General features: G+C 70.9%; 13 protein-coding genes. 10 read left to right on the top strand and 3 right to left on the bottom strand.

The annotated features are described in order from the left end of the window. Nucleotides 1–50: 50 nt before the first annotated feature. Nucleotides 51–1,847, bottom strand: a complete 1,797-nt coding sequence (locus tag STRTUCAR8_RS14475) for an AMP-dependent synthetase/ligase (RefSeq protein WP_006376483.1) — start codon at nucleotides 1,845–1,847, stop codon at nucleotides 51–53. A 347-nt stretch (nucleotides 1,848–2,194) separates the two neighbouring features. Here STRTUCAR8_RS14475 and STRTUCAR8_RS14470 point away from each other — a divergent pair, with 347 nt between their 5' ends. The 6 genes from STRTUCAR8_RS14470 to STRTUCAR8_RS14445 all read left to right on the top strand — a co-directional run bounded on the left by STRTUCAR8_RS14470 (nucleotide 2,195) and on the right by STRTUCAR8_RS14445 (nucleotide 7,664). Then, the gene (locus tag STRTUCAR8_RS14470) at nucleotides 2,195–2,950 is read left to right on the top strand and encodes a metallophosphoesterase family protein (protein WP_006376475.1); all 756 of its coding nucleotides are present in this window, start codon (nucleotides 2,195–2,197) and stop codon (nucleotides 2,948–2,950) included. 106 nt (nucleotides 2,951–3,056) lie between these two features. Further along, on the top strand, nucleotides 3,057–3,497 hold the full coding sequence (locus STRTUCAR8_RS14465) for an SRPBCC family protein (RefSeq protein ID WP_006376476.1): 441 nt from the start codon (nucleotides 3,057–3,059) through the stop codon (nucleotides 3,495–3,497). Between the two features lie 371 nt (nucleotides 3,498–3,868). After that, nucleotides 3,869–5,044 (top strand): ArsA family ATPase, encoded by a 1,176-nt coding sequence (locus STRTUCAR8_RS14460; RefSeq protein ID WP_006376485.1) that lies wholly within the window; start codon nucleotides 3,869–3,871, stop codon nucleotides 5,042–5,044. Between the two features lie 58 nt (nucleotides 5,045–5,102). Continuing rightward, nucleotides 5,103–5,600 (top strand): DUF5304 domain-containing protein, encoded by a 498-nt coding sequence (locus STRTUCAR8_RS14455; RefSeq protein ID WP_006376484.1) that lies wholly within the window; start codon nucleotides 5,103–5,105, stop codon nucleotides 5,598–5,600. A gap of 156 nt (nucleotides 5,601–5,756) precedes the next feature. Further along, a complete protein-coding gene (locus tag STRTUCAR8_RS14450; protein ID WP_006376487.1) occupies nucleotides 5,757–6,710 on the top strand; it encodes an ROK family glucokinase in 954 nt (317 codons plus the stop codon). Between the two features lie 198 nt (nucleotides 6,711–6,908). After that, nucleotides 6,909–7,664, top strand: a complete 756-nt coding sequence (locus tag STRTUCAR8_RS14445; RefSeq protein WP_006376482.1) for an endonuclease/exonuclease/phosphatase family protein — start codon at nucleotides 6,909–6,911, stop codon at nucleotides 7,662–7,664. A gap of 161 nt (nucleotides 7,665–7,825) precedes the next feature. Here STRTUCAR8_RS14445 and STRTUCAR8_RS14440 read toward each other — a convergent pair whose 3' ends face one another. Both STRTUCAR8_RS14440 and STRTUCAR8_RS14435 read right to left on the bottom strand, forming a co-directional pair. Beyond that, nucleotides 7,826–8,422, bottom strand: coding sequence for a hypothetical protein (locus tag STRTUCAR8_RS14440; RefSeq protein ID WP_006376481.1), 597 nt, complete (start codon nucleotides 8,420–8,422; stop codon nucleotides 7,826–7,828). Next, nucleotides 8,415–9,296, bottom strand: a complete 882-nt coding sequence (locus STRTUCAR8_RS14435) for an alpha/beta hydrolase (RefSeq protein ID WP_078507195.1) — start codon at nucleotides 9,294–9,296, stop codon at nucleotides 8,415–8,417. Before STRTUCAR8_RS14435 ends, STRTUCAR8_RS14440 begins: the two co-directional genes overlap by 8 nt. A gap of 189 nt (nucleotides 9,297–9,485) precedes the next feature. Between STRTUCAR8_RS14435 and STRTUCAR8_RS14430 the strand changes: the two genes are divergently transcribed. The 4 genes from STRTUCAR8_RS14430 (at nucleotide 9,486) to STRTUCAR8_RS14415 (ending at nucleotide 13,336) form a co-directional block, all read left to right on the top strand. Further along, entirely contained in the window at nucleotides 9,486–10,226 is a 741-nt protein-coding gene (locus tag STRTUCAR8_RS14430) for a lysophospholipid acyltransferase family protein (protein ID WP_044472205.1), read from the top strand. 32 nt (nucleotides 10,227–10,258) lie between these two features. Beyond that, nucleotides 10,259–11,512, top strand: coding sequence for a MacS family sensor histidine kinase (macS, locus tag STRTUCAR8_RS55105; RefSeq protein WP_044472203.1), 1,254 nt, complete (start codon nucleotides 10,259–10,261; stop codon nucleotides 11,510–11,512). Between the two features lie 32 nt (nucleotides 11,513–11,544). Beyond that, on the top strand, nucleotides 11,545–12,234 hold the full coding sequence (locus STRTUCAR8_RS14420; RefSeq protein ID WP_234372592.1) for a response regulator: 690 nt from the start codon (nucleotides 11,545–11,547) through the stop codon (nucleotides 12,232–12,234). Between the two features lie 73 nt (nucleotides 12,235–12,307). Further along, complete coding sequence (locus STRTUCAR8_RS14415; protein ID WP_006376478.1) at nucleotides 12,308–13,336, top strand: 6-phosphofructokinase; 1,029 nt, start codon at nucleotides 12,308–12,310, stop codon at nucleotides 13,334–13,336. Nucleotides 13,337–13,354 lie beyond the last annotated feature (18 nt).

The raw sequence follows: 13,354 nt of genomic DNA, 5'->3' as shown, positions 1-13,354 counted from the left end.
CGCCGGTTCCGGTACCAATTCCGGTACCGGCTCCCGCACCAACTCCTGTACTAACTCTGGTAGATCGCCTCGATCTCGTCCGCGTAGTCCTTCGCCACCACATTGCGCTTGAGCTTCAGGGACGGCGTCAGGTGGCCCGACTCCTCGGTGAACTGGGAGGCCAGAATGCGGAACTTCCGCACCGATTCCGCTTTCGACACCGCGGCGTTGCCGTCGTCGACCGCGCCCTGGATCACCGCGAGGAGATCCGGGTCATGGGCGAGCGACGCCGCGGTGGACCCGGCCGGCTTGCCGTGCTCCTCGGCCCAACGCCCCAGGAACTCCTCGTCGATGGTGACCAGCGCGCCCACGAACGGCCGCCCGTCGCCCACCACCATGCACTCCCCGACCAGCGCGTGCGCGCGGATACGGTCCTCGATCACGGCCGGGGCGACGTTCTTGCCGCCCGCGGTGACGATGATCTCCTTCTTGCGGCCGGTGATGCTGAGATAGCCGTCCTCGTCGAGGGTCCCGATGTCGCCGGTGTGGAACCAGCCGTCGGCCAGCGCCTCCTCGGTCGCGCCCGGGTTGTTCCAGTACTCCTTGAAGAGGTGCTCGCCGTGCAGGAGCACCTCGCCGTCGTCGGCGATACGCACGACCGAGCCGGGCAGCGGCTGGCCGACCGAGCCGATCTTCTGCCGGTCCCACGGGTTGAACGCGGTGGCCGCACAGGACTCGGTCAGGCCGTAGCCCTCAAGCACCGTGAAGCCGATCCCGCGGAAGAAGTGCCCGAGCCGCTCACCGAGCGGGGCGCCGCCGGAGATGGCGTACTCGCCCTTGCCGCCGAGGACCGCGCGCAGCTTGCTGTAGACGAGCTTGTCGAACGTCTTGTACTTGATCTTCAGGCCGAGGGACGGACCCGACGGGGTGTCCAGCGCCCGGCTGTACAGGATCGCCGTGTCGGCGGCCTTGTCGAAGATCTTGCCCTTGCCGTCCGCCTGCGCCTTGGCGCGCGCCGAGTTGTAGACCTTCTCGAAGACACGCGGCACACCGAGGATCAACGTCGGCCGGAACGAGGCCAGTTCGTCGGTGAGGTTCTTGATGTCCGGGACCATGCCCAGCTTGATCGGCGCCATCATCGGCGCGATCTGCACCAGCCGCCCGAAGACGTGCGCGAGCGGCAGGAAGAGGAGGACCGAGCACTCGCCGGTCCGGAACAGGGGCCGCAGCCGCTCTACGACGTTGCCGCACTCGGCGAAGAAGCTGCGGTGCGTCAGCACACAGCCTTTGGGCCGGCCGGTCGTACCGCTCGTGTACACGATGGTCGCCGGGTCGTCGGCCTTCGTCCGCGCACCGCGTTCCTCGACGGCCGCGTCGCTGACGTCCTGGCCCGCCCGCCCCAGCTCCTCCACCGCGCCCGCGTCGATCTGCCAGACGTGCTTCAGCCCGGGCAGCCGGTCGCGCACCGACTCGACGGAGGCGGCGTGTCCTTCCAGCTCCACGATGATCGCGGTGGCCCCGGAGTCACTGAGGATCCACTGCACCTGCTCGGTGGAGCTGGTCTCGTACACGGGTACGGTCACCGCGCCCGCGCACCAGATCGCGAAGTCGAACAGGGTCCACTCGTAGCGCGTACGGGACATCAGGGCGACCCGGTCGCCCTGCGCGACCCCGGAGGCGATGAGGCCCTTCGCGGCGGTGAGCACCTCGGCGAGGAAGGTCGTGGCCGTCACGTCCTGCCAGACGCCGTCCACCTTGCGGGCGATGACGGCGACATCCGGATGCTGCGCGGCGTTTCGGCGGACGATGTCGGTCAGATTTCCGTCCGCGGGGACCTCGTACAAAGCCGGAAGGCTGAACTCGCGCAAGACTGCTGCTCCTCATAGGGCGCCGGCGCCACGACGTTGTGCGATGCGACGGTGCGGTCCATGGCTCGGGCAAGTACTCGCGGATCTCGTAGTTGAAATCCTGAGTACGACTGGACTGCCCGGACGTTACCCGCCGGTATGGCTTCTACGACAGGGGGACCGGCGAGATGTTCGCGGCGTCACACGGGTTGGTGTCTTTTACGCACAGTAGTGCACGGTTTTCTTGACTGACCAGTAACCGTGAGCGACCCCCCTCTTCTGTTCACCCGTACCGCACACGCCTACCCTTGATCGCCATGGCACCCACACCGCGGGGCAACCCACAAGGGCAGAGGACGCGCGTCCACGTGGTCAGCGACGTGCACGGCAACGTGCGCGACCTGGCCGTAGCCGGTGCGGGCGCGGACGCCCTGATCTGCCTGGGCGACCTGGTCCTCTTCCTCGACTACGCCGACCACTCGCGCGGCATCTTCCCCGACCTCTTCGGCGCCGAGAACGCGAGCCGCCTCGTCGCGCTGCGCACGGCCCGCCGCTTCGAGGAGGCGCGCGAACTCGGGGCCCGGCTGTGGTCCGGCGTCGGTGCGGACCGGGCGACGGTGATCGAGAAAGCGGTACGCAAGCAGTACGCCGAACTGTTCGCCGCGCTCCCGACCCCGACGTACGCCACCTACGGCAACGTCGACATGCCGACACTGTGGCCGGAGTACGCCGGACCGGGCACCCGGGTCCTGGACGGGGAGCGGGTGGAGATCGGGGGCCGGACCTTCGGCTTCGTCGGCGGCGGCCTCCGGACGCAGATGCGCACGCCGTACGAGATCAGCGACGAGGAGTACGCGGCGAAGATCGAGGCGGTCGGCGAGGTCGACGTACTGTGCACGCACATTCCGCCGGAGGTCCCGGAGTTGGTGTACGACACGGTCGCGCGCCGCTTCGAACGCGGCAGCCGCGCGCTGCTCGACGCGATCCGGCGCACGCGCCCCCGGTACGCCCTGTTCGGCCACGTCCACCAGCCGCTGGCCCGGCGGATGCGGATAGGCGGCACGGAGTGCGTGAACGTGGGGCACTTCGCGGGGAGCGGGCAGCCCTGGGTGCTCGAATGGTGACCGGGTCCGGGTGACAACGGCCCGCCCCGCGCGGGGTAGCCTTCACGCTGCACGTACGTGCGCACCAACCCTCCCTCACCGGACCGCATCTGGAGGAGCCACTTCGATGGCGGAATTCACCAGTTCGAGCATCACGATCGAGGCGGCACCGAACGAGGTGATGGCGGTGATCGCCGACTTCGCCCGTTACCCGGACTGGACCGGCGAGGTGAAGGAGGCGGAGGTCCTGAAGACCGACGCCCAGGGCCGCGCCGAGCAGGTCCGCCTGGTCATGGACGCCGGCGCGATCAAGGACGACCAGACCCTCGGCTACACCTGGACCGGCGACGACAAGGTCTCGTGGACCCTGGTCAAGTCGCAGATGCTGCGTGCGCTGGACGGCTCGTACATCCTCAAGGCGGCGGGCCCCGGGGCGACCGAGGTCACCTACCAGCTGACGGTGGACGTCAAGATCCCGATGCTGGGCATGATCAAGCGCAAGGCGGAGAAGGTCATCATCGACCGCGCGCTGGCGGGCCTGAAGAAGCGGGTGGAGGAACCCAAGTAGCTTTCCCACCCGCCCGTTTCCAGCCCGTCTGCCGGGCACCCTCGAGACGGCGGTGCCGTCCGCTTCTTCAGCGACGGCCCCGCATCTCCGGTGCAGGTCTGTGTTTCGAGCGCGGGCCGCGCATCTCCAGCGCCAGCGGCACACATCCGACTGCGGCCCCGCACCCCAGCGTCGGCCCACATTCCCGGCCGCACCGGCCTCCCCCAACAGGCGCAGGTCCGCATTCCTGGCCGCACCGGCATCTCTTCAGGCGCGGGCCCGCGTTTCCAGCCCGTCCGGCGCTTGAGGACAAGGCCCGTTCAGGGCCGGAGCGGGGGTCTGGGGGCGGCAGCCCCCAGGGGCCCGGCGTCACACCGGTACCGTTCACCCACATGCGCACCATCCTCCTCACCGGCCCAGGCGGCTCGGGCCGCACCACCCTCGCCGCGGCCACCGCACTGAGCGCGGCGCGCGACGGCACCCCCACCCTCGTCCTCAGCACCGACCGCACCGACACCCTCGGCGCCGCCCTCGGCACCCCCACGGGCCCCACCCCCGTTTCCGTACCGGGCACCCCCCACCTCACCGCCTGGCGCCCCGACGCGGCGGAACGCTTCCGCGCCGACCTCACCGCTTTCCAGGACCGCGGCGCCAACGTCCTCGACTTCCTCGGCGCCTCCCGGCTCGACCCCGAGGAACTCACCCCCCTCCCCGGCGCCGAGGAACTCGCCCTGCTGCGCGCCCTGCGCGACGCCGCGCTCTCGGAGGCGTACGGCCTCCTCGTGGTCGACCTCCCGCCCACCCCGCAGGCCCTCGCCCTCCTGGCCCTGCCCGACGAACTCCGCCGCTATCTGCGCCGCCTTCTCCCGGCCGAACGCCAGGCCGCCCGCGCCCTGCGCCCCGTACTCGGCCGCCTCGCCGGCGTCCCGATGCCCGCGGAGTGGCTGTACGAGGCCGCCGCCCGCTGGGACGTGGAACTGGCCGCCGTCACCGCGGTCGTCGAGGACCGGGACACCGTCGTACGCCTGGTCGCCGAACCCGGTCCGGCCGGCACGGACGCCGTACGCGCCGCCACGGTGGGACTCGCCCTGCGCGGCCTGCGCGCGGACGCGCTGATCGCCAACCGCGTCCTGCCGGAACCCTCGACCGACCCCTGGCTCGCCTCCGTCACCGCCCAGCAGCGCAAGACCCTGGAGGAGTGGCAGGAGACGCACGCCCTCCACCAGGTGCCGCACCTAGGCCACGACCCGCGCGGCACCGGCGACCTGGCCGCTCTGCGCGCCCCCGTCGTCAACCAAACCCCCGCCACCGTCGAGTGGCCCGTGACCGACCACCTCGCCGACGACGGTGTGCTCCTCTGGCACATCCCGCTGCCCGGCGCGATACGCGACGAGCTCGACCTGGTCCGGCGCGGAGACGAACTCGTCCTCACCGTGGGCCCGTTCCGCCGTATCGTCGCGCTGCCCTCGGCACTGCGCCGCTGCTCGGTGGCCGGCGCCGCCCTGCGCGACGGCGAGCTGAGGATCCGTTTCGCGCCGGACCCGGATCTCTGGCCGCAGGCACGATGAACCGCGTACGTCCATTCGGGTACCGTCGGTAGAGACGAACCGTAGTCAGGAGTCCGCCATGAGCGAAGAGCGCCCCACATTCGACGCCGCTCGGGGCGACGCGGCCGACGAGGCACCGTACGAGAAGCCCGAGACCGACGCCGACGCGTGGGCGAAGGCCTGCGCCGAGGACCTCGAAGCGGAGAAGGCACGCCGCCGGGCCCAGTACGGCCCGCCGCCCGGCTCCGCCGCCGAGGAACTGCGCAAGCTCGTCGACGCCGTCTCGGACAAGCTGTCGTCCCTCCAGTCACCCCTGCTCGGCGCGGTCGCCCAGGGCACCGCCCAGCAGGTGGTGCGCCAGGTCGTCCAGCAGGCCAAGGCCGCCGTGGAACCGATGATCGAACGCAACCCGGACGTCTTCGACCACCTGGCAGCCGCGGGCAACGAACTGCTGGCCGCCTACCGCTCGGCCGCCGAGTCCCAGGAACGCCGCTGGACGACCAGGGAGGCCGAGCGCACGAGGAACCGGGGCGAGGGCACCGGCTCCGGCTCCGCCGAACGCATCGACCTGGACTGAGCCCCCTCCGGACACCGCCACGGACCCGGACACCGCCACTGACACTCCTCCGGTCACGTCCCGCCGCGCCCGCCCACCGTACGGACGACGGGAACCCGGAGACAGTGCCTCGGGTACCGTTGCCCGTAGCGGGGCTCGACCGAAACTGAGGGATTCATGGGACTCACCATCGGCGTCGACATCGGCGGCACGAAGATCGCGGCCGGCGTGGTCGACGAGGAAGGCAACATCCTCTCGACCCACAAGGTGCCGACCCCGGGCACGCCCGAGGGCATCGTGGACGCCATCGCCGCCGCCGTCGAGGGCGCGCGCGCCGGGCACGAGATCGTGGGCGTCGGCATCGGCGCCGCCGGATACGTGAACCGCCAGCGATCCACGGTCTACTTCGCGCCCAACATCGACTGGCGCGAGGAACCGCTGAAGGACAAGGTCGAGGCTCGCGTGGGCCTGCCGGTCGTCGTCGAGAACGACGCGAACGCGGCGGCGTGGGGCGAGTACAAGTTCGGCGCGGGCAAGGGCCACCGCAACGTCATCTGCATCACCCTGGGCACCGGCCTCGGCGGCGGCATCATCATCGGCAACAAGCTGCGCCGCGGCCACTTCGGCGTGGCCGCCGAGTTCGGCCACATCCGCGTGGTGCCCGACGGGCTGCTGTGCGGCTGCGGCAGCCAGGGCTGCTGGGAGCAGTACGCGTCGGGACGCGCCCTCGTCCGGTACGCAAAGCAGCGCGCCAACGCCACCCCGGAGAACGCCGAACTGCTGCTCTCCCTCGGCGACGGCACCCCCGACGGCATCGAGGGCAAGCACATCTCGATGGCCGCGAGACAGGGCGACCCCGTCGCCGTCGACTCGTACCGCGAACTGGCCCGCTGGGCCGGCTCGGGCCTGGCCGACCTGGCCTCCCTCTTCGACCCCTCCGCCTTCATCGTCGGCGGCGGCCTCTCGGACGAGGGCGAACTGGTCCTCGACCCCATCCGCAGGTCCTACAAGCGCTGGCTGGTGGGCGGCAACTGGCGCCCGGTCGCCGAGGTCATCGCCGCCCAACTGGGCAACAAGGCAGGCATGGTGGGCGCGGCAGACCTGGCCCGCGAGCCAGACCCGATCATGTAGAACACGCCTGACAGCAACGTGCCCGCCGTACCTCGGGGAGAGGAACGGCGGGCCTTGTCACTCGGGGAGGGACAGCGCGCCCTATAGGGGCGCGGGGAACTGCGCGACAAGCCACAGCGGGCCGTCAGACGGCCAACAACCGCACCCCCCACGGCGAGTTCCCGCCATCCCTCCCCCCACCTCCGTATCTTGACCCCCATGGCGACGAACCCCCCGCTCCCCAACTCCCACACGAACCCCGACGGTTCCGCCGTCGTCCGAGTCCTCAGCTACAACATCCGCTCGATGCGCGACGACACCACCGCCCTGGCCCGAGTCATCACCGCCTGCGCCCCCGACCTCGTCCTCATCCAGGAAGCCCCCCGCTTCTTCCGCTGGCGCAAGAAACTCGCCCGCCTCGCAGCCACCTCCGGCCAGGTGCTCCTCACCGGCGGTGCCACCGCAGCCGGCCCCGCCGTTCTCTGCTCCCTGCGCGCGACCGTCGAGCACACCGAGGACGTTCTCCTCCCGCTCACCCCCGGCCACCACCGGCGCGGCTTCGCGACGGCGGTCGTCCGCTTCGGAGAGGCCAGGCTCGGCGTACTGAGCTGCCACCTCAGCCTGCAGAAGGACGAGCGGTACGAGCAGTCGGGCCTGCTCCTCGACCGCCTCGCCGCGCTGGACGTACCGCACGCCGTCGCGGGCGGCGACCTCAACGAACGCCCCACCGGCCGCAGCTTCCGGCGCCTGGCCACCGGCCTCCAGGACTGCTGGACCACGGCCCCCTGGGGTACGGAGTTCACCTCGACGCCCGCCGACCCCCACCAGCGGATCGACGCGATCCTGGCCACGCCCGGCATCGAGGTCCTCGGCTGCGGGGTGCCGGTGGGACACCCCGGCGTGCTGGCCTCGGACCTGAAGGCAGCGACGGATCACCTGCCTGTGCTGGCGGCGTTGCGTGTACCGGCGTCCTGAGCCCCGTCCGCCGGGCGGAGTGCGGCGTTGAGAGGAACTGCCTGAGGGCGGCGACGGACCACCTGCCCGTCCCGGCCGCCCTCAGAATCCCCGCGTCTCGGACGTCCTGAACCGTCCCCGAGCAGGACAGTGAGCCGGGGCAGTGAGCAGGGCAGTGGTCGTCAGACCACCGCCCCCCGCCCCGGATCCTGCTCGTCGTCCTCGTCGCCCTTCATCCGCATCACCAGCGTCGCGAAACCACCGAGGAACCCGCCGATGGCCAGCGTCGTCAGCCACCAGGTCATGTCCCAGCCCAGGAGCACGGCGAGCATCATCAGCACCGGACCGCCGAGCACCGCCAGCCAGGCGAACCGGGCGGTCGTGTCGGAGGCCGGCAGCGGAGGCGGCTCCGGCGGCACGAAGTGGCCTTCGTCGTCATCGTCGAAGTCGTCCTCCGACGCGTCCGGCGCCGAGTAGTCGCGCGGCCCGCCGACCCCCGGGGCGAAGGCGACGGAACTGCCCAGCGGCTTCACCGGCTGACCGTCGCCCTTGGCCACCTTGTCCGCGTTGCCCTTGGGGTCGGGGTCGACCGAGTCACCCGTGTCCTCGTTGGTGTCCGGTTCCAGCAGCGCCAGATCCTCGACCGACTTGAACGGCTTGGCGCCCGGCGGGTCCGGCGGCTCGTCGCCGTACGCCTCCACGATCGCGGCCCACGCGGCCGCCTCGTCGAAGGGCACACCCTTCTCCTCCGGCTCGCGGTCGGAGTCGTGCTCAGCCACCCGTGGCCGTCCCTTCCTGCTGCCCCACTTGGTCTCCCTGCCGGCTCTGGCGAGGCACCCGCGCATCGCCGGCACCCGGCCCAACCGGGCCCTCTGTGTCCTTCGTGTCCTTGGACTCCTTGCCGGCCGCGGGTGCGAGCCGGAGGACGAACGCGTGGCTCTCCTCGAAGATCCGGTCCGCATCATGGTCCAACGTCGCGACGTGGTAGCTCTGTTCCAGCACGATCTCCGCCACGTCCGTGGACGACACCCGGCTCAGCACCCGCGCCGAGTCCGCCGCCGGCACCACATGGTCCGCCCGGCTGCGCAGCAGCAGCATCGGCTGGGTGACCTGCGGCAGCTCGCCGTCGACCAGGCGGTAGAACGTCCGCATCGAGTGCGCCGCGTGCAGCGGGACCCTGGGGTAGCCGACCTCCGCGACGCCCTCCTTCTTGATGTCGCTCACGATGCCCGGTACCGAGGGCACAAGATGACGCACCACCGGAAGGGCGTACGCGGCAAGACCGTGCACCTTGTTCGCCGGGTTGACGACGACGATGCCGCTGATCCGGTCGCCGTACCGCGCGGCGAGCCGCAGGGTCAGCGCGCCGCCCATCGACAGGCCGAAGACGAACACCTGGGTGCAGCGCTCCAGGAGGGCGCGCAGCTCGCGGTCCACCTCCGTGTACCAGTCCTGCCAGCCGGTGAGCTGCATGTCCTCCCAGCGCGTGCCGTGCCCGGGCAGCAGCGGCAGCGAGACGGTCAGTCCGCGCTCGGCGAGGTACTCCGCCCAGGGGCGCAGCGACTGCGGGGAACCGGTGAAACCGTGGCAGAGCAGGACTCCGACCTCCCCGCCCTCATGGCGGTACGGCTCGGCTCCAGGAAGGACCGGCACCATCGGTCTCCTGTTCATGGGGTGGGTTACTGGGGTGGGTGATCACGCAGGGAAGCCACGAGGCTTCGAGGCGTACTTCACCGTACGCGACCGCACTGACACCGACCAGGGCCGTCGGCCTGTTTGACAGTGCTGCGGGTTAAGGTCTGATCCACAGACACAGGAGGCAGTCGGTTGCTGTACGGCGCGATGAAGGTTTCCGTCGGGGTTCCACTGAAGGTCGCCTTCAGGCCCTGGGTGGAAGGCCTGGAGAACGTTCCGGCCGACGGCCCGGCGATCCTGGCGAGCAACCATCTGTCCTTCTCCGACTCGTTCTTCCTCCCCGCGGTCCTCGACCGCAAGGTCACCTTCATCGCGAAGGCCGAGTACTTCACGACGCCCGGTCTCAAGGGCCGGCTGACCGCCGCCTTCTTCAAGGGCGTCGGCCAGCTCCCCGTGGACCGCTCCGGGGCGCGCGGCGCGGGCGAGGCCGCCATCAGGAGCGGGGTCGAAGTCCTCGAGCGCGGTGAGCTGTTCGGCATCTACCCGGAGGGCACGCGCTCGCCGGACGGCCGCCTCTACCGGGGCAAGCCCGGCGGCCTCGCGCGCGTGGCACTGGCCACCGGGGCGCCGGTCATCCCCGTGGCGATGATCGACACCGAGAAGATCCAGCCGCCGGGCAAGGTGATGCCCAAGCTGATGCGCCCCGGCATCCGCATCGGCAAGCCCCTCGACTTCAGCCGGTACAACGGCATGGAACACGACCGCTTCGTACTCCGGGCCGTGACCGACGAGGTCATGTACGAGATCATGAAGCTCTCCGGCCAGGAGTACGTCGACATCTACGCGTCGGCCGCCAAGCGCCGGATCGCGGAAGCGGCGAAGGCGGAGAGACAAGCGGAGAAGCAGGCGCAGAAGGCCCTGGAGAAGGAACGGTCAGGCAACAAGTAGCGGTACCAGGGGGCGGGTTCGGGGTGGGGGACATGGCCGTACGTGAGAGAGCCGGACGTCCGAAGGTCATGCGGATGTCGGTCGAGCAGCCGCTGTGGCGTGCGCTCAGCGGGTACCGCGTCCTGACGATGCTGTACGCGATCGGGTTCGCCGCCAAGGGGTACGACGGGTTCATCCGGCCCTGGGTGGCCGTCGGCTACTTCGTCGTGCTGTTCGTCTGGACCCTCGCGACCCTGCCCAGGGTGGCCAACGCGGCCGCCTGCACGAAGCGTTTCCTCGCCGCCGACCTCACCGTCGCGCTCACCGGGATCCTCCTCACGCCCATCGCCGACGCCCACGAGAGAGTCGTCTCGGGCGGTCCCACGCTGCCGTCGATATGGACGGCAGGTTCCGTGCTGGCCTTCGCGATCAAGGGCGGCTGGCGCTGGGCGGCCTTCGCCTCGACGCTGGTCGCCGTCGTGAACCTGATCGAGCGCGGCACCCCGGCCCGCGACACCGTCCACAACGTGGTCCTGGTGTGGGTCGCCTCCATCGCCATCGGGTACGTCGTCGAGGTCGCCCGCGCCTCCGAGCGTACCCTCGCCCGCGCCCTGGAGATCGAGGCCGCGACCCGAGAACGGGAGCGGCTCGCCCGGGACATCCACGACAGCGTCCTCCAGGTACTGGCGATGGTGCAGCGGCGCGGTGCCGTGCTCGGCGGCGAGGCGGGTGAACTGGGCCGCATGGCCGGCGAGCAGGAGGTCGCGCTGCGCGCTCTGGTCTCCGGCGGCCTCGTACCGGAGTCGGGGGCGCCGCTGTACGCGGGAGCCGGGGCGGCAGGCACCGCCGTGAACGCGCCGGGGGAGTCCCAGCCGGACGCGCCGGACCCGGTGGACCTGCGCACCCTGCTCGTGCCGTACGCCACCTCGATGATCACGTTCTCCGAGCCCGGCGCCCCCGTCCCGCTCGCCCGGGCGGCAGCGAAGGAGCTGGCCGCCGCGGTCGGCGCCGCCCTGGACAACGTACGCAGGCACGCCGGGGAGGGTGCCCGGGCCTGGATCCTCGTCGAGGACGAGCCGGACTCGGTCGTCGTGACCGTGCGCGACGACGGGCCGGGCATCCCGGACGGGCGGCTCGCGCAGGCCGAGGGCGAGGGGCGGCTCGGCGTGGCCCAGTCGATCCGAGGCCGGCTGCGCGACCTCGGCGGCGACGCCGAACTGATCTCGGTGCCGGGGCAGGGCACCGAGGTCGAACTGACGGTACCGAAGGACACCAGACCGGCACGGGGGAAGGCGGAGCGGCGATGACGGACACCGCGAACGAGAACGAGAACGCAGACATGCGGCGGAACGGGGAGGAAGACCGAGGCCCCCTCCGGGTCATGGTGGTGGACGACCACCCCATGTGGCGCGACGCGGTCGCCCGCGACCTGGCCGAGGCCGGGTTCGACGTGGTCGCCACGGCGGGGGACGGCGAGCAGGCCGTACGCCGTGCCCACGCGGTCACACCGGACGTGCTCGTGCTCGACCTGAACCTGCCGGCCAAGCCCGGCGTCCAGGTCTGCAAGGAGCTCGTCGGGGCCAACCCCGCCCTGCGCGTCCTGGTCCTCTCGGCGAGCGGCGAGCACGCGGACGTCCTGGAGGCGGTGAAGTCGGGCGCGACCGGCTATCTGCTGAAGTCGGCCTCGACCGAGGAACTGGTCGACGCGGTGCGCCGCACGGCGGTCGGCGACCCGGTGTTCACGCCGGGGCTGGCCGGTCTGGTCCTCGGTGAGTACCGCCGACTGGCCTCCGACCCGGAGCCGGCCGCGGGCACCGACGAGCCCAGGGCCCCGCAGCTCACCGACCGGGAGACGGAGGTGCTGCGGCTGGTGGCCAAGGGCCTCAGCTACAAGCAGATCGCCGAACGCCTGGTCATCTCCCACCGCACGGTCCAGAACCACGTCCAGAACACCCTGGGCAAGCTGCAGCTGCACAACAGGGTGGAACTGGTGCGGTACGCCATACAGCGCGGCCTGGACGACGAGTGAGGACCCTCGACGCGACATGAGACGCGCGTCACACTGATCCTTCGTCAGGCATCCGCGGCGAAGGGACATTTCCATGCGCGTCGGAGTACTCACCGGAGGCGGCGACTGCCCCGGGCTCAACGCCGTCATCCGGGCCGTCGTCCGCAAGGGCGTACAGGAGTACGAGTACGAGTTCGTCGGCTTCCGGGACGGCTGGCGAGGTCCGCTGGAAGGCGCCGGTGTGCGCCTCGACATCCCCGCCGTGCGCGGCATCCTCCCGCGCGGCGGCACCATCCTCGGCTCCTCACGGACCAACCCCCTCAAGCAGGAGAACGGCATATCCCGTATCCGGGAGAACCTCGCCGCGATGGGGGTCGACGCGCTCATCGCGATCGGCGGCGAGGACACCCTAGGAGTCGCGGCCCGCCTCACCGACGAGTACGGGGTGCCGGTCGTCGCCGTACCGAAGACGATCGACAACGACCTGTCCGCCACCGACTACACCTTCGGCTTCGACACCGCGGTCGGCATCGCGACGGAGGCGATCGACCGCCTGCACACCACCGCCGAATCGCACATGCGCGTCCTCGTCTGCGAGGTGATGGGCCGCCACGCCGGCTGGATCGCCCTCCACTCGGGCCTCGCCGGCGGCGCCAACGTCATCCTCATCCCCGAACAGCGCTTCGACACCGAGCAGGTGTGCGCCTGGGTGACCTCGCGCTTCAGGTCCTCGTACGCCCCGATCGTGGTCATCGCGGAGGGCGCCATGCCCAAGGACGGCGACATGGTGCTGAAGGACCAGACCCTCGACTCCTTCGGGCATGTGCGCCTGTCCGGCGTCGGCGAGTGGCTGGCCAAGGAGATCGAGAAGCGGACGGGCAAGGAGGCGCGCACCACGGTGCTGGGCCACATCCAGCGCGGTGGCACCCCCAGCGCCTTCGACCGCTGGCTCGCCACCCGCTTCGGCCTGCACGCCATCGAGGCGGTCCGCGACGGCGACTTCGGCAAGATGGTCGCCCTGCGCGGCACGGACATCGTCCGCGTCCCGATCGCGGAGGCCACGGCGAAACTCAAGACGGTTGACCCGAAGCTGTACGAGGAGGCCGGTGTGTTCTTCGGCTGACGGTGGTGTGTGGTTGCT

The sequence above is a fragment of the Streptomyces turgidiscabies Car8 genome, from assembly GCF_000331005.1.
Lineage (GTDB): Bacteria > Actinomycetota > Actinomycetes > Streptomycetales > Streptomycetaceae > Streptomyces > Streptomyces turgidiscabies.
This window is presented reverse-complemented; position numbering and strand designations above follow the sequence as displayed.

Bases quoted from the DNA above. Each gene is read 5' to 3' on its own strand.
- STRTUCAR8_RS14445 (WP_006376482.1), top strand. From the start codon at position 6,909: ATGGCGACGAACCCCCCGCTCCCCAACTCCCACACGAACCCCGACGGT.
- STRTUCAR8_RS14455 (WP_006376484.1), top strand. From the start codon at position 5,103: ATGAGCGAAGAGCGCCCCACATTCGACGCCGCTCGGGGCGACGCGGCC.
- STRTUCAR8_RS14460 (WP_006376485.1), top strand. From the start codon at position 3,869: ATGCGCACCATCCTCCTCACCGGCCCAGGCGGCTCGGGCCGCACCACC.
- STRTUCAR8_RS14415 (WP_006376478.1), top strand. From the start codon at position 12,308: ATGCGCGTCGGAGTACTCACCGGAGGCGGCGACTGCCCCGGGCTCAAC.
- macS (WP_044472203.1), top strand. From the start codon at position 10,259: ATGGCCGTACGTGAGAGAGCCGGACGTCCGAAGGTCATGCGGATGTCG.
- STRTUCAR8_RS14430 (WP_044472205.1), top strand. From the start codon at position 9,486: ATGAAGGTTTCCGTCGGGGTTCCACTGAAGGTCGCCTTCAGGCCCTGG.
- STRTUCAR8_RS14450 (WP_006376487.1), top strand. From the start codon at position 5,757: ATGGGACTCACCATCGGCGTCGACATCGGCGGCACGAAGATCGCGGCC.
- STRTUCAR8_RS14420 (WP_234372592.1), top strand. From the start codon at position 11,545: ATGCGGCGGAACGGGGAGGAAGACCGAGGCCCCCTCCGGGTCATGGTG.
- STRTUCAR8_RS14465 (WP_006376476.1), top strand. From the start codon at position 3,057: ATGGCGGAATTCACCAGTTCGAGCATCACGATCGAGGCGGCACCGAAC.